This is a genomic window from Microbacterium sp. RU1D (assembly GCF_900156435.1).
GTDB lineage: Bacteria > Actinomycetota > Actinomycetes > Actinomycetales > Microbacteriaceae > Microbacterium.
Map to the genome: position 1 here is coordinate 902,250 of NZ_FTPQ01000001.1, position 26,330 is coordinate 928,579.

Annotated in this window: 25 protein-coding genes and 1 tRNA gene; 13 read left to right on the forward strand and 13 right to left on the reverse strand. The window is 70.9% G+C overall.

Going from position 1 to position 26,330, the window contains the following annotated elements:
• The first annotated feature begins 15 nt into the window (after nt 1–15).
• The 3 genes from B0B15_RS04080 to B0B15_RS16425 all read left to right on the forward strand — a co-directional run bounded on the left by B0B15_RS04080 (nt 16) and on the right by B0B15_RS16425 (nt 2,571).
• A complete protein-coding gene (locus B0B15_RS04080; RefSeq protein WP_076675149.1) occupies nt 16–213 on the forward strand; it encodes a hypothetical protein in 198 nt (65 codons plus the stop codon).
• Between the two features lie 61 nt (nt 214–274).
• Entirely contained in the window at nt 275–1,741 is a 1,467-nt protein-coding gene (cls, locus tag B0B15_RS04085) for a cardiolipin synthase (RefSeq protein ID WP_076673481.1), read from the forward strand.
• A gap of 662 nt (nt 1,742–2,403) precedes the next feature.
• Nucleotides 2,404–2,571 (forward strand): hypothetical protein, encoded by a 168-nt coding sequence (locus B0B15_RS16425; RefSeq protein WP_176776559.1) that lies wholly within the window; start codon nt 2,404–2,406, stop codon nt 2,569–2,571.
• Nucleotides 2,572–2,589: 18 nt separating this feature from the next.
• On the opposite strand, the gene B0B15_RS04095 is transcribed toward B0B15_RS16425, so the two are convergent.
• Entirely contained in the window at nt 2,590–2,823 is a 234-nt protein-coding gene (locus B0B15_RS04095) for a helix-turn-helix domain-containing protein (protein ID WP_076673484.1), read from the reverse strand.
• The gene (locus B0B15_RS04100) at nt 2,820–3,446 is read right to left on the reverse strand and encodes a hypothetical protein (RefSeq protein WP_076673485.1); all 627 of its coding nucleotides are present in this window, start codon (nt 3,444–3,446) and stop codon (nt 2,820–2,822) included. The genes B0B15_RS04095 and B0B15_RS04100 overlap by 4 nt, the downstream gene beginning before the upstream one ends.
• 189 nt (nt 3,447–3,635) lie before the next feature.
• On the opposite strand from B0B15_RS04100, the gene B0B15_RS04105 reads away from it, so the two are divergent.
• From B0B15_RS04105 to B0B15_RS04115, 3 genes are all read left to right on the forward strand, one after another.
• On the forward strand, nt 3,636–6,161 hold the full coding sequence (locus B0B15_RS04105; RefSeq protein ID WP_076673487.1) for an ATP-dependent Clp protease ATP-binding subunit: 2,526 nt from the start codon (nt 3,636–3,638) through the stop codon (nt 6,159–6,161).
• Nucleotides 6,162–6,233: 72 nt separating this feature from the next.
• Nucleotides 6,234–6,743: an amino-acid N-acetyltransferase gene (locus B0B15_RS04110; protein WP_076673489.1), complete on the forward strand. Its 510-nt coding sequence runs from the start codon at nt 6,234–6,236 to the stop codon at nt 6,741–6,743.
• A gap of 112 nt (nt 6,744–6,855) precedes the next feature.
• Nucleotides 6,856–7,518 (forward strand): hypothetical protein, encoded by a 663-nt coding sequence (locus B0B15_RS04115; RefSeq protein WP_176776560.1) that lies wholly within the window; start codon nt 6,856–6,858, stop codon nt 7,516–7,518.
• A 155-nt stretch (nt 7,519–7,673) separates the two neighbouring features.
• Here the strand turns inward: B0B15_RS04115 and B0B15_RS04120 are convergent, their stop codons facing one another.
• Nucleotides 7,674–9,209, reverse strand: coding sequence for an amino acid permease (locus B0B15_RS04120; RefSeq protein ID WP_076673490.1), 1,536 nt, complete (start codon nt 9,207–9,209; stop codon nt 7,674–7,676).
• Nucleotides 9,210–9,361: 152 nt separating this feature from the next.
• On the opposite strand from B0B15_RS04120, the gene B0B15_RS04125 reads away from it, so the two are divergent.
• The 6 genes from B0B15_RS04125 (at nt 9,362) to B0B15_RS04150 (ending at nt 14,956) form a co-directional block, all read left to right on the forward strand.
• Nucleotides 9,362–10,717: a glutamine synthetase family protein gene (locus tag B0B15_RS04125; RefSeq protein ID WP_076673492.1), complete on the forward strand. Its 1,356-nt coding sequence runs from the start codon at nt 9,362–9,364 to the stop codon at nt 10,715–10,717.
• On the forward strand, nt 10,698–11,474 hold the full coding sequence (locus tag B0B15_RS04130; protein ID WP_076673493.1) for a gamma-glutamyl-gamma-aminobutyrate hydrolase family protein: 777 nt from the start codon (nt 10,698–10,700) through the stop codon (nt 11,472–11,474). Before B0B15_RS04125 ends, B0B15_RS04130 begins: the two co-directional genes overlap by 20 nt.
• On the forward strand, nt 11,471–12,826 hold the full coding sequence (locus B0B15_RS04135) for an aldehyde dehydrogenase family protein (protein ID WP_076673495.1): 1,356 nt from the start codon (nt 11,471–11,473) through the stop codon (nt 12,824–12,826). Before B0B15_RS04130 ends, B0B15_RS04135 begins: the two co-directional genes overlap by 4 nt.
• Nucleotides 12,827–12,963: 137 nt before the next feature.
• Complete coding sequence (locus tag B0B15_RS04140; RefSeq protein WP_076673497.1) at nt 12,964–13,743, forward strand: 3-oxoacyl-ACP reductase; 780 nt, start codon at nt 12,964–12,966, stop codon at nt 13,741–13,743.
• A gap of 23 nt (nt 13,744–13,766) precedes the next feature.
• Nucleotides 13,767–14,483 carry a FadR/GntR family transcriptional regulator gene (locus tag B0B15_RS04145; protein WP_076673498.1) on the forward strand — a complete coding sequence of 239 codons (717 nt, stop codon included), beginning with the start codon at nt 13,767–13,769 and terminating at the stop codon, nt 14,481–14,483.
• 62 nt (nt 14,484–14,545) lie between these two features.
• Nucleotides 14,546–14,956 carry a dehydrogenase gene (locus tag B0B15_RS04150; protein ID WP_076673500.1) on the forward strand — a complete coding sequence of 137 codons (411 nt, stop codon included), beginning with the start codon at nt 14,546–14,548 and terminating at the stop codon, nt 14,954–14,956.
• Between the two features lie 487 nt (nt 14,957–15,443).
• Here B0B15_RS04150 and radA read toward each other — a convergent pair whose 3' ends face one another.
• Nucleotides 15,444–16,811, reverse strand: coding sequence for a DNA repair protein RadA (radA, locus tag B0B15_RS04155; protein WP_076673502.1), 1,368 nt, complete (start codon nt 16,809–16,811; stop codon nt 15,444–15,446).
• Between the two features lie 180 nt (nt 16,812–16,991).
• Nucleotides 16,992–17,945: an L-lactate dehydrogenase gene (locus B0B15_RS04160; protein WP_076673503.1), complete on the reverse strand. Its 954-nt coding sequence runs from the start codon at nt 17,943–17,945 to the stop codon at nt 16,992–16,994.
• 126 nt (nt 17,946–18,071) lie between these two features.
• Here B0B15_RS04160 and B0B15_RS04165 point away from each other — a divergent pair.
• Nucleotides 18,072–18,162 (forward strand) — tRNA-Ser (locus tag B0B15_RS04165).
• Between the two features lie 72 nt (nt 18,163–18,234).
• Here B0B15_RS04165 and B0B15_RS04170 read toward each other — a convergent pair.
• From B0B15_RS04170 to B0B15_RS04205, 8 genes are read right to left on the reverse strand one after another with little or no spacing between them, the layout of a single operon-like run.
• Entirely contained in the window at nt 18,235–19,245 is a 1,011-nt protein-coding gene (locus B0B15_RS04170; protein WP_076673505.1) for a LacI family DNA-binding transcriptional regulator, read from the reverse strand.
• 12 nt (nt 19,246–19,257) lie between these two features.
• Nucleotides 19,258–20,091 (reverse strand): aldose epimerase family protein, encoded by an 834-nt coding sequence (locus B0B15_RS04175; RefSeq protein ID WP_076673506.1) that lies wholly within the window; start codon nt 20,089–20,091, stop codon nt 19,258–19,260.
• Nucleotides 20,088–21,002 carry a sugar kinase gene (locus B0B15_RS04180; protein ID WP_076673508.1) on the reverse strand — a complete coding sequence of 305 codons (915 nt, stop codon included), beginning with the start codon at nt 21,000–21,002 and terminating at the stop codon, nt 20,088–20,090. The genes B0B15_RS04175 and B0B15_RS04180 overlap by 4 nt, the downstream gene beginning before the upstream one ends.
• Nucleotides 21,002–22,282, reverse strand: a complete 1,281-nt coding sequence (locus tag B0B15_RS04185) for an apiosidase-like domain-containing protein (RefSeq protein ID WP_076673509.1) — start codon at nt 22,280–22,282, stop codon at nt 21,002–21,004. Before B0B15_RS04185 ends, B0B15_RS04180 begins: the two co-directional genes overlap by 1 nt.
• A 32-nt stretch (nt 22,283–22,314) precedes the next feature.
• On the reverse strand, nt 22,315–23,580 hold the full coding sequence (locus B0B15_RS04190) for an enolase C-terminal domain-like protein (protein WP_076673511.1): 1,266 nt from the start codon (nt 23,578–23,580) through the stop codon (nt 22,315–22,317).
• Nucleotides 23,577–24,458 carry an NAD-dependent epimerase/dehydratase family protein gene (locus tag B0B15_RS04195; protein WP_076673512.1) on the reverse strand — a complete coding sequence of 294 codons (882 nt, stop codon included), beginning with the start codon at nt 24,456–24,458 and terminating at the stop codon, nt 23,577–23,579. Before B0B15_RS04195 ends, B0B15_RS04190 begins: the two co-directional genes overlap by 4 nt.
• Entirely contained in the window at nt 24,455–25,384 is a 930-nt protein-coding gene (locus tag B0B15_RS04200; protein ID WP_076673514.1) for a carbohydrate ABC transporter permease, read from the reverse strand. The genes B0B15_RS04195 and B0B15_RS04200 overlap by 4 nt, the downstream gene beginning before the upstream one ends.
• Nucleotides 25,381–26,325: a carbohydrate ABC transporter permease gene (locus B0B15_RS04205; protein WP_076673516.1), complete on the reverse strand. Its 945-nt coding sequence runs from the start codon at nt 26,323–26,325 to the stop codon at nt 25,381–25,383. The genes B0B15_RS04200 and B0B15_RS04205 overlap by 4 nt, the downstream gene beginning before the upstream one ends.
• Nucleotides 26,326–26,330 lie beyond the last annotated feature (5 nt).

Genomic DNA, 26,330 nt, shown 5'->3' on the forward strand with positions numbered 1-26,330 from the left:
GGTATCCTGGACGGTATGGACAACACCTGGGTCGCGATGTTGTGGGCCATCCTGCCCACGATCGTCGTCTCGGTGGTGTTCTTCTTCATCCTCCGCAACGTGATCCGCATGGACCGCACCGAGCGCAAGGTCTACTCGCGCATCGAGGCCGAGGAGCGTGCGAAGCGCGGGCTCCCGCCGGTCGCGCCCGCCGGCGACGGTTCCGCGAACTGACGTTCCGGCGTCCGTCGGACGCCGTCGCTACGCTGGGTGGACAACCCGCCCAGGAGGACCCGTGATCAACGCCACGTTCGACGCGAGCTGGCTCGTCATCGCGCTGTTCGTCGTCGATCTCGTGGTGCGCGTCGCCGCGATCATCATCGTGCCCCGCAACCGCCGGCCCACAGCGGCCATGGCGTGGCTCCTCGCGATCTACTTCATCCCCTTCGTCGGGGTGTTCCTTTTCCTGCTGATCGGCAATCCCCGCCTTCCGCGCAAACGCCGCCGCAAGCAGACCGCGATCAACGAGTACATCCACGACACGAGCGCGTCGCTCGAGTTCGGCACCCTGCGCCCCAACGCCCCCGACTGGTTCCGGGCCCTCGTCCGGCTGAACCGCAACCTCGGGGCCATGCCGATCGCCGGCGACAACGCCGCGACGCTGATCGCCGACTACCAGCAGAGCCTGGATGCCATGGCGGAGGCCATCCGTCGCGCCACGCGGTACGTGCACGTCGAGTTCTACATCCTGCAGACCGACGACTCGACCGACAACTTCTTCCGGGCGCTCGAAGAAGCGGCCGAGCGCGGAGTGGTCGTGCGCGTCCTGCTGGATCACTGGGCGAACCGCGGCAAGCCGTTCTACAAGCAGACCCTCCGCCGCCTCGACGCGATGGGGGCGCACTGGCACCTCATGCTTCCCGTGCAGCCGCTGCGCGGGCGCTACCAGCGTCCCGACCTGCGCAACCACCGCAAGCTCCTCGTCATCGACGGCGACGTCGCCTACATGGGGTCGCAGAACGTCACCGACTCGTCGTACAACCTGCGCAAGAACATCCGCCGCGGACTGCACTGGGTCGACCTCATGGTGCGCTTCGAGGGCCCTGTGGTGGCCAGTATCAACGCGGTCTTCCTCTCCGACTGGTACAGCGAGACCGACGAGACCCTCCGCCACGAGATCGACCTGTTCAGCGTGACCTCGGGCCCCGGCGACCTGGATTGCCAGATCGTTCCGTCGGGTCCGGGCTTCGACTTCCAGAACAACCTCAAGCTGTTCCTCGGGCTGCTGTTCGCCGCGCGGGAGCGCATCATCATCGTGAGCCCCTACTTCGTCCCCGACGAGGCTCTCCTTCTGGCGATCACGACGGCGTGCCAGCGCGGCGTGCACGTCGAGCTCTTCGTGTCCGAAGAGGGCGACCAGGCCATGGTCTACCACGCCCAGCGCAGCTACTACGAGGCACTCCTCCGCGCAGGCGTCGTCATCTGGATGTACCGCAAGCCGTACATCCTGCACAGCAAGAGCGTCACGATCGACGACGAGGTGGCCGTGATCGGCTCGAGCAACATGGACATGCGCTCGTTCGGTCTCAACCTCGAGGTGTCGATGCTGGTGCGCGGCGAGGAGTTCGTGCGCGACATGCGCGCCGTCGAGCACACCTACCGTCGCCTCAGTCGTCAGCTCACCATCGAGGAGTGGAAGCGGCAACCCCTGCGCTCCACGATCCTCGACAACCTCGCGCGCCTGACCTCGGCCCTGCAGTGACGCCGGAAGGCGACGCGCCCCGCGTTCGCCGCCGGCATCCAGGAATCTCCGTCATCATGGGCGGAACTCGCCCCCGGAGGTTCCCATGTCGCGTCATCGTCCGATTCTCATCGCCGCTCTCGGCGCGGGCCTGCTGGCCGCGGGTCTCCTCACCGGCTGCGCCACAGGCGCGGCATCCTCGCCGGAGGACACCGCGGCGACGGTGACCCCCACCCCGGATGCGGAGGCGTCGGCGTCGTCGGGCGAGGTCGAGGCCGCCTGGCTCGACGCGGGTCGCTCGATCGCCATCGTCACCCACGGCAGCTCGACGTGCGTGCCGGTCGTCGACGGGGAACCGCGCGTCGCGGGCGACGCCCTCACGGTGACCCTGGGGGAGTCCGCCCGCACGGACTGCACCCGTGACATGGCGCCGCGGGCGACGTTGGTCGGCCTGCCGTCGGGCGTGGATCCCACCCGATCGCTCGAGGTGATCGTGGGGGGGGGGGGGGGGGGGGGGGGGCCGCCCCCCCCCCCCCCCCCCCCCCCCCCCCCCCCCCGACGCGACGGAGTTCTCTCCCAGCGCCGGGTGGGTCGACGCGCGCTCGATCGCGATCGTCACCTACGGAAGCTCGGGATGCCCGCCCACCGTCGAGTCGGTCACCACAACGGGGTCCGACATCGCCGTGCAGTTCGCCACGCCGCCCGCCGACCAGGTGTGCACGATGGACATCGCGCCGCGCGTCACCCTCGCCGATGTCGGCGATCAGGCGCCGGAGGGCGACGCGTCGGTCGTCCTGTCGGGCGGCGGCGTGGACGCGACGGATCCGATCCCGGTCCTCGGCGCGCGTTGAGCGGTCGCCCGCCGGGCCTCACGGCGTGACGACCAACAGCTCCCCGACCTCGCACTCCAGTACGCGGCAGATGGCCGACAGGGTGGAGTAGCGGATCGCGCGCGCACGGTCGTTCTTCAGGACCGAGAGGTTGACGACCGAGACGCCGACCAGCTCGCTGAGCCGCGTGAGGGTCATCCCGCGGGCCTCCAGCAGTTCGTCGAGACGGCAGTGGATGCCGCTGGGCCCCTCGTCCGCGACGGCCGGGGTCATACCAGGCCCTCCGTGTCGCGCTGCAGGCGGTCGCCGACGGCGAACACGGTGCTCGACAGCCCCGCGACGAACCCGATCACGATGAGGATCGGAAGGTCGATCTGCTGGGTCAGCCCCCGCTCGTACGTGCGATCCGACAGCCAGGCGAGGGCGCCGTTCGCGACCATGTTGTGGAAGAAGGGCACCGCGAAGGCGGCGGCGAGCGACACGATGCCGACGGCGACGACGAGGCGGGTGTGCCGGCGGCTGAAGATCTCCCCCCGCAAAATGCCGATGCACAGCACCACGAGCAGGACCACCACGGTCACGACCGCCGCGGCGAAGATCCCCTCGGACAGGAACAGCGCCCACAGCGAGGCGAGGGGGAGCGATGGGACGGTCACGACCGCCCCGGTCAGCTCGACGGGCACCGCCGCGCCCTCGGGGCCGATCGGCGCCTGAGCGACGGTGTCGAGGAAATCGACGGAGACGCGCACGTCGCGGTTGCCGACGGCGGCCACGATGGCACCCACGGAGCGGATCACCGCCCAGGCCGCGATCGCGACGCCCGCGACGATGGAGAGCAGGAAGCTGCCGGTGTCACCGCGGGAGAGGGTGCGCGAGGTGGATCGGGGGGAGGCCATGATCGCTCCTTATCGAAGATCGTTGTTATCGGTTGTCGATAAGTTATCGATGATCGATGGGTTTCGCAACGCCGGGTGTCGCGGCGGTATGCCCACGGCGAACACGGGTCTCTGGCATCCGGGCGCTGGTTACTCTCGATGTACGGCGCGCGGAGGCGTGCCTGTCAGCCCATTTCTGGAGGGACTGAGATGTTCGAGAGATTCACCGACCGAGCCCGTCGTGTGGTCGTCCTCGCCCAAGAAGAGGCGAAGATGCTCAACCACAACTACATCGGGACCGAGCACATCCTGCTCGGACTGATCCACGAGGGCGAGGGTGTCGCTGCGAAGGCGCTCGAGTCGCTCGGCATCTCGCTCGACGCCGTCCGCGAGCAGGTGCAGGACATCATCGGTCAGGGCCAGCAGCAGCCGACCGGGCACATCCCCTTCACGCCGCGTGCGAAGAAGGTGCTCGAGCTGTCGCTGCGCGAAGCGCTGCAGCTGGGCCACAACTACATCGGCACCGAGCACATCCTGCTCGGACTCATCCGCGAGGGCGAGGGCGTCGCCGCCCAGGTGCTCGTCAAGCTCGGCGCCGACCTCAACAAGGTGCGCCAGCAGGTCATCCAGCTGCTCTCGGGCTATCAGGGCAAGGAGCCCGCGGGCGTGGCATCCGGTGCCGGCGAGCAGAGCCAGGGAGCCGCTCAGGGCGGCTCGGCCGTCCTCGACCAGTTCGGCCGCAACCTCACGCAGGCCGCGCGCGACAACAAGCTCGACCCCGTCATCGGGCGCGAGAAGGAGATCGAGCGCGTGATGCAGATCCTGTCGCGCCGCTCGAAGAACAACCCCGTCCTCATCGGCGAGCCCGGTGTCGGAAAGACCGCCGTCGTCGAGGGCCTCGCCCAGGCGATCGTGAAGGGCGACGTGCCCGAGACGCTGAAGGACAAGCAGGTCTACTCGCTCGACCTCGGCTCACTCGTCGCCGGCTCCCGCTACCGCGGTGACTTCGAAGAGCGCCTGAAGAAGGTCACCAAGGAGATCCGCACTCGCGGCGACATCATCGTGTTCATCGACGAGATCCACACCCTCGTCGGAGCCGGTGCGGCCGAGGGCGCGATCGACGCGGCATCCATCCTCAAGCCCCTCCTCGCCCGCGGAGAGCTGCAGACCATCGGTGCCACCACGCTCGACGAGTACCGCAAGCACTTCGAGAAGGATGCCGCTCTCGAGCGCCGCTTCCAGCCGATTCAGGTCGCGGAGCCGAGCCTGCCCCACGCGATCAACATCCTGAAGGGCCTGCGCGACCGCTACGAGGCGCACCACAAGGTGCAGATCACCGACGGTGCGATCGTCGCGGCGGCCAACCTCGCCGACCGCTACATCAGCGACCGGTTCCTGCCCGACAAGGCGATCGACCTGATCGACGAGGCCGGCGCCCGTCTGCGCCTGTCGATCCTGTCGAGCCCGCCGGAGCTGCGCGAATTCGACGAGAAGATCGCCAAGGTCCGCGAGCAGAAGGAGCAGGCCTCTGAGGAGCAGGACTTCGAGAAGGCTGCATCGCTGCGCGACGAGGAGAAGTCGCTTCTCGCGGAGCGCCTGCGCCTCGAGAAGCAGTGGCGCTCGGGCGACGTGGCCTCGCACGCGGTGGTCGACGAGGGCCTGATCGCCGAGGTGCTCGCCCAGGCGACCGGCATCCCGGTGTTCAAGCTCACCGAGGAGGAGTCCAGCCGCCTCATGTTCATGGAGAAGGCCCTGCACCAGCGGGTCATCGGCCAGGAAGAGGCGATCGCGGCCCTCTCGCGCACGATCCGTCGCCAGCGCGCGGGACTCAAGGACCCCAAGCGCCCCTCGGGCTCGTTCATCTTCGCTGGGCCCACGGGCGTCGGAAAGACCGAGCTCGCCAAGGCGCTCGCCGAGTTCCTCTTCGACGACGAGGGCGCGCTGATCTCCCTCGACATGTCGGAGTTCGGTGAGAAGCACACCGTCTCGCGTCTGTTCGGTGCCCCTCCCGGATTCGTCGGCTTCGAAGAAGGCGGCCAGCTCACCGAGAAGGTGCGCCGCAAGCCGTTCTCCGTCGTGCTCTTCGACGAGATCGAGAAGGCCCACCCCGACATCTTCAACTCGCTGCTGCAGATCCTCGAAGAGGGTCGCCTGACCGACGGTCAGGGCCGCGTCATCGACTTCAAGAACACCGTGATCATCATGACGACGAACCTCGGTTCGTCGGCGATCGCCGGTGGCCCGGTGGGCTTCCAGGTCGAGGGCAGCGCCCAGACCTCGTACGAGCGCATGAAGGGCAAGGTCGACGAGGAGCTCAAGCGCCACTTCAAGCCCGAGTTCCTCAACCGCGTCGACGACGTCATCGTCTTCCCGCAGCTGAGCAAGGACGAGCTCCGTCAGATCGTCGGCCTGTTCGTGAAGCGTCTCGCTGACCGTCTGCTCGACCGCGACATGACTGTCGAGCTGTCGGACGACGCGAAGGACAAGCTCATCGAGATCGGGTTCGATCCCACTCTCGGTGCGCGTCCGCTGCGCCGTGCCATGCAGCGCGAGGTCGAGGACCGTCTGAGCGAGAAGATCCTGCACGGCGAACTCGAGTCGGGTGACCACGTGAAGGTCGGCGTCGAGAACGGTCAGTTCTCGTTCGAGACCAGCCCGCGCGGTGAGAAGGTCGCGATCGGCGTCGGCACGGCCGGCGAGATCGCCGCCACCCCCGACACGATCGTCGGCAGCTGACGACATAGCCGAAGAAGGGCCCGGATGCCATGGCATCCGGGCCCTTCTCGTGTTGCGGCGTACGCTGGTTCGATGACCTCATCCGCGCCGTTCGTCGTCCGCCCCGCCGGAACCGCCGACGTCCGACGCATCCACGAGCTCCTCGAGCCGTACGTGCAGAAGCGCATCCTCCTCGGCAAAGACCTCGTCGTGCTGTACGGGTCGGTGCAGCAGTTCGTCGTGGCGGAGGCCGACGGCGTGGTCATCGGGTGCGGTGCGCTGCACGTGATGTGGGACGATCTGGCCGAGATCCGCACGCTCATCGTGCACGACGACTGGCTCCACCACGGCGTCGGGCGGGCGATCGTCGAGAACCTCGAACAGCGCGCACGCGACCTCGGCGTCGCCCGGCTGTTCTGCCTGACCTTCGAGGTCGACTTCTTCACGCGGCGCGGGTTCGCCCCGATCGGCGAGCAGGTCGTGGACCCCGACGTCTACTCGCAGCTCGTGCGCAGCCCCGACGAGGGTGTCGCCGAATTCCTCGATCTCGCGCACGTGAAGCCCAACACCCTGGGCAACACCCGGATGCTCAAGCAGCTCTGACCCGCCCTCCTCCGCGCCGATCAAGGGCGCGCGGCTCACGGGAGCCTGTGAGCGTGCCCGTTCCGCGCGCGCCGTGGAATGCGGCCTTCGTCGTGGCACCTACCCTGGAACCATGACCGATGCCCCCCGTAGGCGGAGGCAGTCCCCGGCGGTCTACCGTCGACGTCGTCTCGCGGCGGGGCTCCTGGCCCTGGTCGTGATCGGCCTCGTCGTGTGGCTCGTCGCGGCTCCGCCGTGGCGCTCCGCCCCGACAGCCCTCGACGCCCCCGCCCCCGCCGAGAGCTCTCCCGCCGCCACCCCCACCTCGGCCGCCCCCGTGGACTCCTCGACGCCCTCGGCGACGCCGAGCGCCAGTGTCCCCTCGGGGCCCGTCGAGTGCAGTGCGGCCGACATCACCGTCGAGGCTCTGTCCGACAAGGGAACGTACGGTCAGGGCGAGAACCCGCAGCTGTCGATTCGTCTCACCAACACGTCGGCGAACCCGTGCTTCATGAACGTCGGCACCAGCGCCCAGTCGTTCACCGTCACGAGCGGATCCGACGTGTGGTGGCGCTCGACCGACTGCCAGACCGAGCCGAGCGACATGGAGGTGACGCTCGCCGCCGGTCAGGTGGTCACCAGCTCCGCTCCGCTCACGTGGGACCGCACGCGCTCCTCGGTCGGGTCGTGCGAGAGCGAGCGACCCTATGCCCCGGGCAATGGCGCGACGTACCACCTGAGCGTGTCGATCGGCGGCATCCCCTCCGCCGGGACGGCGTCGTTCGTCCTGCAGTGACGCCCGGCCTCGGTATCCGTTCGGGGTGGCAGTCTCCCTCCGGGCGGCATTCCCGCCCCCGGAGGGAGACTGCGCCTCGAACCCGGGATGGCCGTCGCCGGGGAGACGTGACGGAGGGGCGGATGCCACGGCATCCGCCCCTCCGTCGTCCCCGCTCAGGAGCGCCGGTCGCCGAACACCTCGCCCTCCATCGCGTCGTAGCCCTCTGCCTGCGGGTCGCCGTGCAGGCCGCCCGAGAGGGCGTACTCCTCCTCGGGGGAGAGCACGAGGCGATGGCGGCCGTAGACGGCGAAGGCGATGAAGATCACGGCGTACACGACGATGATCGCGACGATCGCCAGCAGGTACGCGGGATTCAGCAGCAGTCCGAAGAACACCACGGCGGCGATGATCGCGGCCGAGTAGGCGCCGAACAGGCCCCACGGGCTCTTGTAGGGCCGGACGGCGTTCGGGAACTTCCGCCGCAGCACGATGAATGCCACCATCTGCAGGAAGTACGCCAGCACCGCGCCCCACACGGCGATGTTCAGCACGATCGCGCCCGCGGGGCTCGCGTCGCCGCCCGCCGCCTGCACGATCACCAGCGCGAGGAAGCCGAGCACTGCTCCGAACACGAGGGCGACCCAGGGCGTCTTGCGCGCGCCCGTGAGCGACAGCCAGCGCGGGTAGTAGCCGGCCCGCGAGAGGGAGTACATGTTGCGGCCGTAGGCGAACATGATGCCCATCAGGGATGCCAGCAGCCCGACCAGCGCGAGGAGCGAGAGCAGGGCCGCGGCCTGATCGCCGACCATCGCGCGGAAGCCGTCGAGCAGGGGCTCGAGCGATCCGCCGGTCTCTTCTGCGCCGAGCACTCCGGTGTTCAGGAACAGCACGATGAGGCCGGTCACGATGAGCGTGCCGCGCGCCCAGAGACCCGCACGCGGGATGTCGCGGGCGGGGTCGTGCGACTCCTCGGCCGCGAGGGGAAGTTCCTCGATGCCGAGGAAGAACCACATCGCGAAGGGGAGTGCCAGAAGGATCGAGCCGACGCCGAAGGGCAGGAACGCGGTGTTGCCGTCGGTGGGCGCGATGTTCCACAGTGAGCCCCAGTCGAAGGCCCCCGACATGAGCGACATCGCCCCGAAGACGACGATGATGCCGATCGAGATGATCGAGACGACGATGGCGAAGCCGAACGAGATGTTCGCGCCCGCGGCGTTCAGGGCAATGAACAGCGCATAGAGGATGATCCACCACACGAAGGCGGGGAGGCTCACCCCGGTCAGCAGCTCGAGCGCCGAGTCGGCGTACTGGCCCGAGAAGTACACGACCACCGCGGTGGTCGCGACGTACTCGATCGTCTCGGCGAGGCCCGTCGCGAGGCCGCCCCACGGACCCATCGCCGAGCGGGCGAACGAGTACGCGCCGCCGGTATGGGGCATCGCGGCCGCCATCTCGCCGATCGAGAAGGTCAGGCCGTAGTACATGACCACGAGGATCACGAAGGCGATCAGCATGCCGCCGAAGCCGGCGAAGCCGATGCCGAAGTTCCAGCCCGAGAAGTCGCCCGAGATCACCGCCGCGACCGCGAGACCCCACAGGCCCCACACGCCCGCGGACCGTTTCAGGGTGCGTTTTTCGAAGTACCCGGCGTCGGTGGCCGTATAGGTGGCTCCGGCGACCTTTTTGCGGGAACTGCTCGAGGTGGACATGTGACCTCCAGAAGGATGCGGGCAGGCTTCGGGCTCGCCTTTGCGGAAGATCATGGCCCTCTATTGGTCGACCTGTCTACCTTTGGCGTGTAAGTTCCTCGTTACGTCCTCCGCACCGGAGGGCGCCGAAGAGGCGAGAGGGACACGACACCATGGCGGGCAATCTCACCACCGACGACCTGGATGCCGCGATCGAGGCGGGAGAGATCGACACCGTCGTCGTCGCCTTCCCCGACGCGCAGGGCCGGCTGGTCGGAAAGCGCGTGGCCGCGCGGTTCTGGCGCGACGAGGTGCGGGGGCACGGCGCCGAGGCGTGCAACTACCTCCTCTCCGTCGACGTCGACCTCAACACCGTGGACGGCTACGCGATGTCGAGCTGGGAGAAGGGCTACGGCGACATGCTGCTCGTTCCCGACCTCGACACCCTCCGCCTCATCCCCTGGCAGCCGGGAACGGCGCTCGTCTTCGCCGACCTCGCGTGGGAGGACCGCGCCCGCGTCGTGCAGTCGCCGCGCGGCATCCTGAACGCCCAGCGCGAGCGGCTGACGGAACGCGGTCTCACCGCCTACGCGGGCACCGAGCTCGAGTTCATCGTCTTCGACGACTCGTTCCGCGACGCGTGGGCCAAGGGCTACGCCGGCCTCACCCCCTCGACCGACTACAACGTCGACTACAACCTGCTCGCCACGACGCGCCTGGAACCGCTGCTGCGCGACATCCGCCTCGGCATGGACGGCGCGGGCATGTACTGCGAGGGCGTCAAGGGTGAGTGCAACTTCGGCCAGCAGGAGATCGCGTTCCGCTACGCCGAGGCCCTCGAGACCGCCGACAACCACACCCTGTACAAGAACGGGGCGAAGGAGATCGCCGACCGCCACGGCAAGTCGCTCACCTTCATGGCGAAGTTCAACGAGCGCGAGGGCAACAGCTGCCACATCCACCTCTCGGTGCGCGGCGACGGCGGCGAGGCCGTCATGGCGGGCGACGGGGAGCACGGCTTCAGCCCGCTCATGGAGCACTGGATCGCCGGCATCCTGGCCACTCTGCGCGAGTTCACGCTGCTGTACGCGCCCACGATCAACTCGTACAAGCGCTACGCGAAGGGCTCGTTCGCCCCGACCGGCGTCGCCTGGGGCGTCGACAACCGCACGTGCGCGCTGCGGGTCGTCGGACACGGGCAGTCCCTGCGCGTGGAGAACCGGGTGCCCGGGGGAGACGTCAATCCGTACCTGGCGATCTCGGCCATCATCGCCGGGGGATTGCACGGCATCGAGAACGAACTCGAGCTGCCCGCTCCGCTCACCGGCAACGCCTACGCTGCCGGGGTCGACACGCTCCCGACGACGCTGCGCGACGCGGCACGACTCTTCTCGGAGTCCGCGATCGCCCGTGCCGCCTTCGGCGACGACGTCGTCGAGCACTACCTGAATCAGGCGCGCATCGAGGTCGAGGCCTACGACGCCGCCGTGACCGATTGGGAGCGGGTGCGTGGTTTCGAGCGCCTCTGATCCGAGCACGACCCCGGTGGTGGGTCTCACGACCTACCTCGAGCGGGCGAAGCAGGGGGTGTGGGACGTCCCGGCGTCGTTCCTGCCCCAGCAGTACTTCGACGCGGTGACCGCCTCGGGCGCCTCCGCCGTGCTCCTGCCCCCGCAGCCGCGACCCGTGCAGGCCGCCGCCGCCGTTCTCGAGGGCCTCGACGGGCTCATCCTCACCGGCGGGCTCGACGTGCAGCCCGAGCTCTACGGCGCCGAGCGTCACCCGACGACCGACCCCGCACGCGCCGACCGCGACGCGTGGGAGATCGCGCTGCTCGCGGGGGCGCGGGAGCGCGGCATCCCGGTCTTCGGCATCTGCCGCGGGCTCCAGCTCATCAACGTCGCGATGGGCGGGACGCTGCACCAGCACCTGCCCGAGGCGCTCGGCACCGAGCGGTACCGCATCGGCGGGGGCGTCTTCGCCGAGAACGTCGTCGAGGTGGATGCCGACACCCGCCTCGCCGGCCTCGTCGGCGCCGGGGCGCTCACCGTCCACAGCTACCACCACCAGGGTGTCGACCACGTCGCCGAGGGACTCCACGTGACCGCGCGGACCGACGACGGGCTCGTCCAGGCCGTCGAACTGCCGGGCGACGACTACCTCGTCGCCGTGCAGTGGCATCCGGAGGAGAACGCCGAGGACCGGCGGCTGTTCCTCGGACTCGTGGCCGCTGCCGCGCGGTACCGCGCCTCCCGATCCGATCACCACCAGGAAGTTCCCGCATGACCACCTTCACCGTCATCGACCCGTCCACGGGATCGCCCATCACGACGCTCGAGCGTGCCGAGATCGGCCAGGTGGATGCCGCCGTCGCCGACGCCGTGCGCGCGCAGCGCGCGTGGGCCGCGCTCGCCCCCGTCGCCCGCGCCGATGCACTGCGGGCGTTCGCGCGCGTCGTCGAAGCGCACGTCGAGGAGCTGGCGGCGCTGGAGGTGCGCAACTCCGGCCACCCGATCGGCTCCGCCCGGTGGGAGGCGCAGCACGTCGCGCAGGTGCTGAACTACTACGCCGGGTCGCCGGAACGCCTGATCGGTTCGCAGATCCCGGTCGCCGGTGGCCTCGACGTGACGTACCACGAGCCGTACGGCGTCGTCGGGATCATCGTGCCCTGGAACTTCCCCATGACCATCGCCGCCTGGGGGTTCGCCCCCGCGCTCGCCGCGGGCAACGCGGTGGTGCTCAAGCCCGCCGAGCTCACGCCCCTCACCGCGGTGCGTCTCGGCGAGCTGGCGCGGGAGGCAGGGCTCCCGGAGGGGCTGTTCCAGGTGATCGTAGGATCGGGCTCGGTCGTCGGCCAGCGTTTCGTATCGCACCCCGACGTGCACAAGGTCGTCTTCACCGGGTCCACCGAGGTGGGGACCCAGGTCGCCGCCGGGTGCGCGCAGCTGCTCAAACCCGTGACGCTCGAACTCGGCGGCAAGAGCGCCAACATCGTGTTCGCGGATGCCGACCTCGAAAAGGCCGCGGCTGCGGTCCCGGGGTCCGTCTTCGACAACGCCGGCCAGGACTGCTGCGCCCGCAGCCGCCTGCTCGTCGAGCGGAGCGTCTACGACCGCTTCCTCGAGATGCTCGAGCCCGCCGTCGCCGCGTGGAAGGTCGGCGACCCCCACGACACCGACACGCAGATGGGGCCGCTCATCTCGGCATCCCACCGCTCCAGCGTCCAGAGCTTCCTCGACGGGGCGGACGTGGCGTTCCGCGGATCGGCGCCCGAAGGCGACGGCTTCTGGTTCGCCCCCGCGGTCGTGCTCGCGCAGCCGAGCGACCGGATCGCGCGCGACGAAGTCTTCGGACCCGTGCTCGCGGTCATGCCCTTCGACGATGAAGCGGATGCCGTCCGCCTCGCCAACGACACCGCCTACGGTCTCGCGGGCTCGATCTGGACGGAGAACCTGGGCCGCGGCATCCGGGTCTCCCGTGGGGTGCGCAGCGGTGTGCTGTCGGTGAACTCTCACTCGTCGGTGCGGTACTCCACCCCGTTCGGCGGCATGAAGGCCTCGGGTCTCGGCCGAGAGCTCGGCCCCGATGCCGCCGAGCACTTCACCGAGACGAAGAACGTCTTCTACGCCACCGAGTGACCGCCCTCGTCCGATTGCCCGCCCGCTCGACCCCCTCGTCCCACTGATGACGGTCCTCGTCCCACTTCTGGCCGGTCTGGAGGCTCCACACCAGCCATGAGTGGGACGAGGTCCGGCGCGAAAGGAACCCCCGCACCATGACCATCGACCTCACCCAGCGTCTGCGCGACCGCGTCGCGATCGTCACCGGCGGCGCGAGCGGTATCGGCCTCGCCACGGCCCGCCGTTTCGCCGCCGAGGGCGCGCGGGTCGTGATCGCCGACCTCGACGAGACCACCGGCACCGCCGCCGCCGACGCGGTGGGCGGGGTGTTCCGGCAGGTGAACGTCGCCGACGAAGCGTCCGTGAACGCGCTCTTCGACGGTGTCGCGGACGAGCTCGGCAGCGTCGACGTCGCGTTCAACAACGCCGGGATCTCGCCCGCCGACGACGACTCGATCGAGACGACCGAGCTGCCCGCGTGGGACCGCGTGCAGGACGTCAACCTCAAGAGCGTCTACCTCTGCTCGCGCGCGGCGCTGCGGCACATGGTGCCCGCCGGTCGTGGCTCGATCATCAACACCGCCTCGTTCGTCGCGCTGCTCGGGTCGGCCACCTCGCAGATCTCGTACACCGCGTCGAAGGGCGGCGTCCTCGCCATGACGCGCGAGCTGGGGGTGCAGTTCGCCCGGCAGGGGATCCGCGTCAACGCCCTGTGCCCCGGACCGGTGAACACGCCCCTCCTGCAGGAACTGTTCGCGAAGGACCCCGAGCGGGCGCAGCGCCGCCTCGTGCACGTGCCAATGGGCCGGTTCGCGGAGCCCGAGGAGATGGCCGCGGCCGTGGCCTTCCTGGCATCCGACGATGCGTCGTTCATCACCGCGACGGCGTTCGTCGTCGACGGGGGTATCACCAACGCTTACGTGACGCCGCTCTGATCCGGACATGACAGGCTGAGTCGGTGAGCGAGGCGCCCCTGGACGACCTGCGGCGGGCCGTCTACCGGCCCGTGCGCAGCGGCAACGCGCTCGAGGACACCACGGCCCGCATCGTGCAGACCGTGCGTCTCGGGCTCGTCGCGCCGGGGGAGTCGCTCCCCGCCGAGCGCGAGCTCGCGGCCCTGTACGGCGTGAGCCGCGACACGGTGCGCGAGGCCATCCGCGAGCTGGCCGACGCCGGGTGGCTTGAGACGCGGCGCGGACGGTACGGCGGAACCTTCGTCGTCGATCCCGTGCCGCGCCCGTCGGAGCCGGCCGCGGTGTCGCCCGCCGAGCTGAGCGACGTCATCGCCCTGCGCGGCGTGCTCGAGCCCGGGGCCGCATGGGCCGCCGCGGGGCGCTCGCTCTCGGCCGACGAGCGCGACGTGCTCTGGGCGCGCCACGAGGCCGCAGCGAACGCCGGGGGAGGGGACTACCGCCGACTCGACACGCTGCTGCACCTGACGATCGCGGAACTCGCCGGCATCCCCTCCCTCGTGCCCCTCGTCGCCGAGAACCGCGCGCGTGTCAACGCGTGGCTCGACACGTTCCCGCTGCTGCCGCGCAACATCGACCACTCCACCTCTCAGCACGCCGCGATGGTGTCGGCGATCCTGTCCGGCCGACCGGATGCCGCCCACGCGGCCATGCGCGACCACCTCGCTGGATCCGAGGCGCTGCTGCGGGGGTTCCTCGCGTAGGGCGTCGGCGCGGGCACCGGCTCGGAGCGGCGGGGCGAGGACGCCGCGGATAGGCTCGGAGGATGGCCGGGAGCAAGAAGCGCAAGGGGAAGAAGCACGACATGGACTTCAAGAACACCGCGCTCACCGACGCCCTTCAGACGCAGGACATGGCCGCGATCGCCTTCGCCCTGCGGCACGGGCCCACGGTCGTGCCGCTGATGACCCCGGGCGACGCCGACAATCCGCTCAGCGTCGGCGAGGTGTGGACCTACCGCGACTCGAACACCGGCCAGGTCGCCCTCCTGCTGTTCAGCGATGCCGCGCACAAGCCCGAGACGCTGCCGCCGCACGTGGCCCTGCAGTCTCCGCAGTGGCTCCGCTCCTTCCTCGGAGCGCACCAGGATGCCATCACCACGGTGTTCATCGACATCGCGGGGCCCCACCCGATCCAGGCCGCACCCGCCGACCTCATCGCCGCGCTCGACGCCTGAGGCCGGGGCCGCGGCGCGGTCGCGACGGCCCGGGGTGCGAGGCGGTCGCGTCGACCTCGCGCGGAGCGGTCGCGTCGGCCTCGGGCGCGGGGCGGTCGCGTCGGCCGGGGGGTGGTGCGGGCAGGCGGACGCAGGGCCAGGGTCGTCGACTGTCCGAAACACCCGGAGTGTTCGCGAAAGCGTCCGGGTGTCTTGGACACTCGCCCGGGGCGAAGGGTCGGATGTTCGCGCGGCGCGGCGCGGCGCCGCGGCACGGGTGCGGCGGCCGTGGACTGGACCCCGGCCGCGCGATGCGTCGAGGGTGAAGAACACGAGTCGCGCGGGTGAAGGACGCGTGCAAGACTCGACGGCATGGAGTACGTGATCGCCGGCGCCGTGTGCGCCGCCGGACTTGTCATCCCCGCCGTCCTGGGCATGACCTCCCCGCACCGCCGCCGCCGGTCCGCTCCTCCCGGGCGCTGACGGACGTCGCCGCGGTCTCAGGCGGTCAGAACCCCGGTTCGCTGTCGTCGCGTGGCATCCCGCGCACCTGCAGCTCGTTGAGCGCCTGCGCGAGCTTGCGCGACGAGGCGTCGAGCACCGTGTGGTAGCCCAGGCGCTTCGCCTCCGACGCGCGCTGGGCCGCCTGGGTGACGTTGCGGATCTCGCCGGTGAGCGTCAGCTCGCCGATCGCCGCGAGACGCTTCGACACTTTGCGGTTCTTCACCGCGTTGGCGACGGCGATGGCGATCGCGAGGTCGGCGGCGGGCTCGACCAGGCGCACGCCGCCCACGGTCGACACGTACACGTCGCGGTCGGAGAGCGTGAGGCCCATGCGGCTCTCGAGCACGGCCAGCACCATCGCGACGCGTGAGGAGTCGACGCCGTTCACGATGCGTCGGGGGTTGGGGGCCGTCTGACGCACGGCCAGGGCCTGGATCTCCACCGGCAGAGCACGGCGGCCCTCCATCGCGATCGTGACGCACGTGCCCGGCTCGGGCTCGCCGTGGCCGAGAAAGAGGGCGCTGGGGTCGGCGACCTCGGCGATACCGGTGCCGGTCATGTCGAAGCAGCCGACCTCGTCGGTGGGGCCGAAGCGGTTCTTCAGCGCCCGCACGAAGCGCAGCGATGTCTGGCGGTCGCCCTCGAAGTGGCACACGACGTCGACGAGGTGCTCCAGGATGCGGGGACCGGCGATGGAGCCGTCTTTGGTGACGTGGCCGACGATGATGACCGGCAGCCCCCGCTCCTTGGCGACGCGGATGAGGGCGGATGCCACCTCTCGCACTTGCGCGGGCTGCCCCGCCGCCCCGTCACTGTGAGCCGACGAGACCGTCTGCACGGAGTCGACGATCAGCAGGCCCGGCTCGACCTCGTCGATGTGCCCGAGGATCGTGGCGAGGTCGGTCTCGGCCGCGAGGAAAAGCTCGTCGTGGAGTGCTCCGGTGCGCTCCGCGCGCAGGCGCACCTGCGCGGCGGATTCCTCGCCGCTGGCGTAGAGCACGCGGCGCCCGGCGCGGGCGCTCTGCGCCGCGACCTCGAGCAGCAGCGTCGATTTGCCGACCCCCGGCTCGCCGCTCAGCAGGATGGCGGCACCGGGAACGATGCCGCCGCCGAGGACGCGGTCGAACTCGCCGACGCCGCTCGTGCGACGCGGGGCGTCTTGCGTGTCGATCTCGGTGATGCGCCGCGCGGCACGGGCGGCTCCCGGCGCGACCGGCGTGATCGATCGGACGATCCCGGTCTGCTCGGCGGCCTCGACCACCGTGCCCCACGATTGGCACTCGCCGCAGCGTCCGACCCACTTCAGCGTCGTCCAGCCGCACTCGGTGCACCGGTAGGGAGCGGGGGCGGTTGCAGGGCGACGGGATGCCATGGGTTCAGGCTACGCGGGGCCTCCGACATCGCTCGCGCCTCGTCCACGGCATCCGGGATCTGCACGTGGGGTGAGCGCGCCGATGAACGCCCCCTGTGCTGAGAAACGGCGTGCGAGCGCGTTTGTCGGCACGGAGAGCGTTTATCGCGGGGGTGGAGGCGACGGCGCGGCGGTGCGGGCTCAGCCCCGCAGCGAGTCGGCCACGGTCGTGAGGGCGTCGGCCGAGCGGCGCAGGAGCGTGACTTCGTGGTCGGAGAAGGGCGTCGCGGCGATGGGCACCGCACCCCGTGCCGACACGATCGAGGGCACCGACAGGGCCATGCCGTCGACGCCGTGGAAGTCCGACAGCACGGTGCTGACGGGGAGGATCGCGTGCTCGTCGCGCAGGATCGCCTCGACGATACGGGCGCTCGAGAGTCCGATGGCGTAGTTGGTGGCGCCCTTGCCCTTGATCACCTTGTAGGCGGCGTCGCGGACGTCGACCGCGATGGCATCCAACTCGTCCTGGTCGAAGTGCGAGCCGTCGGGCAGCTCGAACTCCGTGATCGGGACCGAGCCGATCGTGGCGGTCGACCACAGCGGGAACTCGGTGTCGCCGTGCTCGCCGACGATCCACGCGTGGACGCTCGAGGTGGCGACGCCGGCGCGCTGCGCGATCTTCCAGCGCAGGCGCGACGTATCGAGCACCGTGCCCGAGGCGAAGATGCGTCGCGTCGGCAGGCCGGTGGCCTCCTGCGCGAGGACGGTGAGGACGTCGCACGGGTTGGTGACGATGACGTAGATCGCGTTCGGCGCGACCTCGAGCAGCTGCGGCATCATGTCGCGGATGATGCGGGCATTGGTGGCGGCGAGCTCGGTGCGGGTCTGGCCGGGATTCTGCTTGGCGCCGGCCGTGATCACGACGACGTGCGAGCCCTCGGCGACGGAGACGTCGCTGCCGCCGGTGATGTCGCTCGAGCCAGTGAACTGCGTGCCGTGGGCGAGGTCGAGCACCTCGGCCTCGACCTTCTCGGCGGCGATGTCGTACAGCGCGACGTGGCGGGCCGACCCGCGGATCAGAGCCGCGTACGCGACGCTCGCCCCCACGCTCCCCGCGCCCACGACCGTCAGCTTCGAGTTCTCGATCACGCTCATGGCTCGATCCTGGCAGCGGGCGCGAACCGGCTCCAGAGGAGTGCTTCGACGGTGGAGAAATGGATGCCGGATGCCGACGACGCCGCCGATTCGCGGCATCCGCCCATCTGTCGTAAGCTTGTCGGCGGTGACGTGTCCGAGCGGCCGAAGGTGCAACTCTCGAAAAGTTGTGTAGGGTAACCCCCTACCGTGGGTTCAAATCCCACCGTCACCGCCACCGAGAACCCCCGGATCGACCCCGGGGGTTCTTGCTTTTCCGGGGTCGGGAACGCAGCGTCGAGCGCCGATCTCAGCGCGCCGTCGAGCGGCCGAGAACGAGGTGCGCCGGCTCGACGTGGCGGCCGGGCGCATAGGCGGTGCCGCCGATCACATCGGCGAGATAATTCGCCGCGCGGTCGCCGAGCGCGCTCAAGCGCAGGTCGATCGTGGTGAGGCTGTCGTCGTCCTGGCCGGTGGAGCCGGCGAGGTTGTCCATGCCGGTGATCGCGACGTCGTGGGGGACCCGGATGCCGGCCTCGGCCAGCACACCGGCGACGGCGGTGGCGATCGTGTCATTGCCGCAGCAGACGCCGTCGAAGGCGACGCCCGAGGCGATGAGGCGCTGGGCGGCCTCGCGGCCCCACGCCTGCGACCAGTCCCCGCGCAGCACGAGCGCGGGGTCGAGCGTCAGGCCCGCGTCGCTCAACGCGTCGGAGAGGCCGGCGGAGCGGTCGCGGGCGGAGCGGTCGTGGTCGGCGGCCGAGACGTGGGCGATGCGGCGGCACCCGATCGAGACCAGGTGCTCTCCGGCGAGGCGGCCGGCCCCGTACCCGTCGTGGAGGAACGACGCGTCTTCGGCGTCGTCGGAGTGGCCGTAGGCGTAGACCACGGGCACGGTGAAGCCGGCGCTGATGGAGTGGATGTCGGAGCTCGAGCCGTCGCCGATCACGAGGAGGCCGTCGATGCTGCGGGCGCGGAGCTTGCGGGCCGTCGCGGCGAACAGCGCACGGTCGAGGTGCGCGTCGGAGACGAGCACGGAGAGGTCACGGGCGCCGAATGCGGTGGTGGCCCCGGTGAGCACCGGCATGGTGAAGGCGCCGGGGGCGTTCACGGTCAGCACCGCGACGGTGGCGCTGCGCCCTTGCGCGAGGAACTGCCCGAGCGCGTTCGGCTGATAGTCGAGGCGTTTGGCAACGGCGAGGATGCGCTCGCGCGTGGTCTCGGAGACCTTGCCCTGCCCGCGCAGCACCTTCGACGCCGTGGGGACCGACACTCCGGCCAGAGCCGCCACGTCGCGGAGGGAGATCGCGTCTTTCGCCATTGCGGATCGATCTTAGGCCGTCGAGGCGTCGACGCCGCGGACCCGCAGGGTCACGGCCGAACGCACCGTCGCTCCCGGCGCGACGACGACGGAGCCGAGGGCATCGCCGGGCTGGGCGTACGGGTCGGACGAGGGCTCGAGGCCGACGGCATCCACCTGTCGCCACCAGGGGAAACCGGATGACCCGCGGCGCTCGCGCCACACGAACAGGCGCGGGAACAGCCGTGCGTCCCAGGCCAGTTCCAGGGCGAGGTCGGGGCCGGCGACGGTGAGCGAGCCCGCGGCGGCCGAAACGTCGTCGAAGCCCGCGGACGGCGCCGGGGCGACGGAGAGGACGCCGCCACCGGTCGATGTCGTGGCGTCGTCGAACAGGTCGCCCGCGAAAGCCGGGTGCTCGGCCCACCCGATGCGCACCGTCTCGGTGGAGTGGTTGTGCACGGCGGTGGCGACGCGCAGCCCGGACTCGTCGAGCGTGACGACGCGGTCGAGATCGAGGGGAACCGTGCGCAGGCGTACCCGCGCGCGACACGAGGAGCCCTCCGACGAGAGCGTCCACGTGCGCCAGGCCGCTTCGCCGTGGAACGGCTGCGGCGGCGAGACGCCGGCGGGGGCGTCGCCCGCGCGCGGCAGCAGCACGTGCCACCCGCCGGGGTAGCGCCGGTGCCACTCGCCGCTGGAGTCCGCGATCGAGAAGGCGTCGCGGCCCTCATCGGCCCACGGCGTCGTCGCGAGGATCTCCCGGCCGGTGGGCACGTGCGTCAGGCGGGCGATCCGCGCGCCCTCGGCGTCGACCTCGGCGCGCAGATCGCCCGCCTGCAGCGACACGCGCTGCCGCGGGGCGCTCACGCGTACACCTCGGTGAGGCCGTCGCGGGTGGGGAAGCCGGTGTGATCGCCCGGGTCGGCGACAACGCGAGCGGCGCACCAGGCCGCGCGTTGCAGCGCCGCCTCGACGCCGAGTCGTTCGAGCACCGCGGTGATCCAGCCGGCGGCGAAGGCGTCGCCCGCGCCGACCGGATGGTGAGGCGGGGGGATCGACACGGCGGGGGCGTGACGCACCCCCGTGGCGTCGCCGGCGAGCGCGCCGTGGCGGCCGAGCTTGACCACGACGGTGCGCGGTCCGCGTGCCAGGAGGGTCGTGACCGCCTCTTCGGCGTCGTCGAGGCCGGTGAGCACGCGCGCCTCGTCTTCGTTGCACAGCAGCGTGTCGACGTGCTCGACGACGTCGTCGACGGCGTCGCGGAGCCCCGCGTCGTCGATCAGCTGCGGCCGGTGGTTGGTGTCGAGCGAGACCGGGATGCCACGACCCGCGGCCTCGCGCACCGTGCGCTCGAACAGGGCGCGCGGTCCCTCGCCGAGGGAGGCCGTGATGCAGGAGACGTGCACCCAGTCGACGTCGGCGAGATCGACGGTGTCGAAGTCCGCGGCGGTGAGCCCGGCGGCCGCCGAGCCGACGCGGTAGTGCTCGCTGCGCACGGCGTCGTCGCTCAGGCGCTGCTTGACGATGACGCCGGTCTTCTCGCCCGGCGCAGCGCGCACGAAGCGGTCGTCGATGCCCTCGGCATCGAGCGTGGCCCGGACGAGGCGCGCGAAGGCGTCGTCGCCGAGACGAGACATCCACGACGAGCGGTGGCCGAGACGCGCCACACCCACGGCGGTGTTCAACTCGGCCCCGGCGACGGTGACCGTCGACAGCTCGCCGAAGGCGTCGGCGAAAAAGGTCGCGAGAGCCTCGCCGACGGTGAACACGTGCGCCATCAGGGGCCGACCGGTGCGAGCCCGCGGATGACGTAGAGGGCGTCGCCGGGGAACTCGGGCTGCGCGAGCCGGACACCGCCCTCGACGAGGTCCCACCGTGCGGCGTCGGGGCGGCGGGCGGCGAGGTCGTAGACGCGGACGTCGAGATCGGCGCCCGCGCGCCCGCGCAGGGTCAGCGCGAAGGCCTCGGGGGCGTACACCGCGACGACACCGTCGGGGGTGCGGCCGGCGACGGCGCCCGACGGCTCGTCGGCCAGCAGGGCGGCGTCGCCGTCGAGACCCCAGAGGCGCTCGGCATCCACGATGCGGCGCGCGAGGGCGACGTCGTCGGCGCCGGGGAAGGCCGCGGCCACCGCGAACGGGAAGGGATCGCCGTGCACGTCGGCCGCGGCGAAGCCCTCGCCGCGCCGGTGCCACGACCACACGCCGTGCGCTCCGTAGCCGAGGCCGGCGGCGGCTCCCGCGACGATGCCCGTCCAGCTCGCGCGGCGCACGTCGGCGGCCGAGTGCCGCGCACGTCCGGCGAAGCGTCCCAGCCCCTCGTAGCAGGGCTCGAGGTTGATGATCGGGCGGGGCACCTCCATCGCGCGGTAGTGGCGGGTGAGATCGGCCGGCAGGGTGTCCCACGCCTCGTTGTGGCCGGACTGCAGGCCGTGGAAGTCGAGCAGATCGCCGTCGGCGATGGATGCCGGCATCCGCGCCGTGGGCGTGTCGTGCCAGGTGATGAGCTGGCCGGGCGCCAGCCTGCGCACCTGGGCGGCGACGGCGCTGTAGCGCTCGAGCGCGGTGTCGTCATTGAGGTCGTCGTCACCCGAGACGATCCAGATCGGGTCGAATCGCGAGAAGCGGGCGACGGCATCGGCCACGTACGACGCGGTCTGCTCGGCATCCATCACGTGGTCGGGGGTGAGCCCGGCGCCCCACGTGCCGGGGACGAAGTTGTTCCACAGCAGCACGAGCATCGGGGTGAAACCGTGCGCGCGGGCGGCGGCGAGCACGCGCTCGGCGTCGTCCCAGTAGGCGGGGTCGCCGGCGGCGAAGTCGAGGCGCCCGTCGCGGATCGCGTACGGCGAGAGCGTGCCGCTGGAGCGGTCGTGCTCGATCGGCAGGATGCTGAACAGCAGGGCGTTGAAGCCCTGTCGACGTCGCCGCTCGAGGTGGTCGAGCCACTCGTCGTGGCGGGCGCCGCCGAAGGCGGCCCAGACGGTGTCGGCGAGCAGGAAGGCGGGCTCGCCGTCGCGGAGCAGCCAGCGCCGCGAGGGCGCGAGGGACCAGGTCATGCGGGATCTCTCTGAGAGGGGTGGCGGAAGGGTCAGGGGGCGATCAACGCGCCATCGGGCGCGCGCACTTTCGCGGCCCACGCGTCGTGACCGGAGAGCCCCGCAGGGAAGCGGGCGGCGGCCCTCTCGTCGACCTCGATGCCCCAGCCGGGGGCGTCGTTGGGCGTGAGCCAGCCGTCGACGATGTCGATCATCCCGGGGAAGACCTCGTGGGTCGCGTCGTTGTAGACGTGGCCCTCCTGGATGCCGAAGGCGGGCGAGGTGACGTCGAGGGCGACGGCGGCGGCGACAGCGAAGGGCGAGGCGTCGCCGGGGGAGTGCCATGCCGTACGCACGCCCTCGATATCGGCGAGGACCGCGAGACGTCGCGCGGCGCTCACGCCGCCGACGTCGGACAGATGGGCGCGCAGGTAATCGACCTGGTGCTCGCGCACGAGCCGGGCGGCGTCCGTGAACGAGGTCGCCAGCTCGCCCACGGCGATCGGCACGGGCGAGGCCCGGCGCACCTCGCCCAGACGGTGCCAGTGCTCGGGGGCGAGCACGTCCTCGACGAAGAAGGGCCGGTACGGCTCGAGGCTGCGCGTCAGCGTGATCGCCTGGCTGGGGCTGAGGCGCGAGTGCACGTCGTGCAGCAGCTCGACGCCGTCTCCGAGCGCCTCGCGCACCTCGGCGAACAGACGGGGCGTGGCGACGAGGTAGTCCTCGACGCGCCACCCGGCGGCGTGCTTCGCCCAGGCGAAGGTGCCCGGGATGGGGGGAGCACCGTAGTGCCCGGCGCCCTGCTGTCCGGTCTGGATGCGCACGTGACGCTGGCCCGCGGCCATGAGTTCGCGGGCATGGTCGACGGTGGCCGCGGCGTCGGCGCCCTCCGCGTGCAGGTACGTGTCGGCCGCGGCGCGCACGCGGCCGCCGAACAGCTCGTACACCGGCATCCCGGCCCTCTTGCCGGCGATGTCCCACAGCGCCATGTCGAGGCCCGACAGGGCGTTGTTGCCGACGGGCCCCTCGCGCCAGTACCCGGTGAAGCGCACGAGACGCGTGAGGTCGTCGATGTCGCCGGGATAGCGGCCCACGACGAGCGGTCGCACGTGCTCGAGGAAGGCGACCACGGCCTTCCAGCGCTGGGTGAACGTGGCGCAGCCGTAGCCGTACAGACCCGGCTGGTCGGTGTCGACACGGACCACGACGAGCGGGATGCCCTCGGGGGCGGTGACGATGGCCCGCAGGTCGGTGATGCGGACGTTCTCGCGGGGCGCCCAAGGCTGGGGGAAGTCGGTGGCGGTGTCGGCGATGGTCATCTTTCGCTCCTCAGCAGCGTCGCCCGTTCGGTGGCCGTGCCGTCGTGGATGGACTCGCTCGGTTCGAAGCCGAGCACTTCCCGTGCCGCGTTCGTGTCGACGAGGGCGGCGTTGCCGGGGAGGGGGTGGGTCAGCACGGTGTGCGGCGCGAACCGGGCGACCAGCTCGGCCGTCGGCGTCGCCAGCAGCGTGTCGGTCGCGCTGAGGGGGATCACCGGTGAACCGACGACGTCGGCGACGAGGGCGCGGTGCACGGCGCGTGTGGCGTCGTGCATCGTGAGGTACGCCCAACCCTCGCGGGCCAGCCGCCCCGGATCGGCCTCCGCCTCGAGGGCCACGTCGCGCAGCACGTCGGGCCATTTGACCAGGGGGAAGCGCAGCGCCACCACGTCGAGACCGTACCGGCGATGCGCGTAGGCCGCCGTGCGCTCGTCGACGAGCTTCGACAGCGAGTACGCGTCGGCGATGTCGGGCGGCGTGTGCGCGTCGAGCGGGAACGACGGGGGGAAGCTCCCGTGCGGGTTGTTCGGGTAGCCGATCGCGTTGATGCTGCTCGCGATGACCGCGCGGCGCACCCCGTTCTCGCCCGCGCAGGTGAGCACGGTGAAGGTGGCGGCGGTGTTGACGCGGAACACGTCGACGGGGGTCCCCAGGCTCGGGTGGGGGATCGCGGCGAAGTGGGCCACGGCATCCACGCCGTCCATGGCGCGCGCCACGTCGACCGGGGACGTGGCGTCGCCCTCGACGAGACGGTCGGCGGGGTGGGCCGACGCGAACGACAACGACAGGGCCGTCACGGCGTGACCGGCGGCGACGAGGCTCTCGCTAACCGCGCGACCGATCTCGCCGTCGGCGCCGGTGACCAGGACGCGGCTCATCCCTTCACCCCGCCCGCCATGCTGGCTCCGCGCAGGAACTGGCGTTGGAAGATGAGGAACAGCGCCACCGGGATGATGAGCGACAGGAACAGCGCCGCCATCTGCACGCTCAGCTCGGTCTGATCGGCCAGGCGCGGCAGCGCCACCGACACCGGCTGTTTGTCGGGCGTGGGGAGCACGAGCAGGGGCCAGAGGTAGTCCTTCCAGGACGCCACCACCGTGAGCAGACCCACCACGCCCAGGATCGGACGGGCCAGGGGCAGCACGATGCTCCACAGGATGCGGAGGGGGCCGGCGCCGTCGATGCGGGCGGCCTCGTACAGGTCGGCGGGGATGGCCTCGAGGAAGCGGGAGATGATCAGCACGTTGAAGGCCGTCGCCCCCGCCGGCAGCCACACGGCCCACCAGGTGTCGATGAGGGAGAAGCCCAGCACGGGCAGCTCGCGCACCGTCAGGTACAGCGGCACGAGTGAGACGATGCCGGGGATGAACAGGGTCGCGAGGATCGCGCCCGAGAGCACCTTGCCCCACCGCGGCCGCAGCACCGTGATGACGAAGGCCGCGGTCGTCGACACGAGCAGGGTGGTCACGACCGAACCGGCGGCGAGGATCGCGGTGTTGGTCAGGTAGTGGCCGATGCGCCCACGCTCCCACGCGATGCCGAGGTTCTCCCACTGCACCACCCCGCTGGAGAAGAACGAGAACGGACCGCGGATGAGGTCCTGCGTGGGCGAGACGGCGGCCAGGGCGAGCCAGACGATCGGACCGAGGCCGGCGATGATCAGGGCCGCGAGCACGAGGACGTGACCGACGGTCAGGCTGATGCGTACCGAAGGCCGGGCGCGGTCGGCATCCGAGATGTTGGTGCGCGAGAGGGGCTCGGGCGCGGCGGCGGGGCGGCGGCGGCCGAGGGTCAGCAGGCTCATGAACGGCTCCAGCTGCGCGTGAGGCGGAAGTAGGCCAGGGAGAACAGGCCGAGGACGAGGGCGAGCAGCACGCTCAGCGCGGTGGCCGCGCCGTAGTCCACGCGCGTGAAGGCGTAGTCGTAGATGGTCATGAGCAGCGTCTTGGTGGCGCCCTGCGGTCCGCCGCCGGTGAACAGGAACGGCTCGGTGAACACCTGCATCGTCCCGATGATCTGCAGCAGCAGCATCGTGCCGATGATGCCCCGCATCTGCGGGAGGGCCACGTGCCAGACGCGGCGCCAGATGCCCGCGCCGTCGAGCTCGGCGGCCTCGTACAGTTCGCCGGGGATGCTGGTCAGCGCGGCGATGTAGATGATGACCGCGGTGCCCGCGCCGGCCCACGTGGTCTCGAGGACGATCGAGGGCATCGCGCTCGCCGGGGAGTTCAGCCAGGGCAGGGGGCCGATGCCGACCCAGCCCAGCACCGTGTTGAACAGACCGTCGGCGTCGGGGGCGTAGAAGAACTTCCACAGCAGGATCGCCACGACCGGCGGCACCATCACGGGCAGGTAGGCGAGGGCGCTGAAGTACCAGCTGCGCTGGCGCATCTCGGAGATGAAGACGGCGAGGGCCAGAGGCACGGGGAAACCGAAGACGATGGCGAGCACCGTGTACAGCACCGTGTTGCCCGCGGCCTGCGGCAGGCCCGGGTCGCTGAGGACGTAGACGAAGTTGTCGAGACCGACGAAGTCGCTGCGGCCGGTGAGTACGACGCGCTGCACGCTCATGACGAGGGAGCTGAGGATCGGGCCCCACGAGAAGTAGGCGTAGACGAGGATCGCCGGGGCGGCGATGAGCAGGGCGGTGAGGCCGGGACGCCACGGTCGGCGCCGGCGCACCGGGAGGGCGGGGGTCGAGGCGGCCCGAGCGGCGGTGCGCGGGCGTTCATCGAGATGGGTCATGCGTG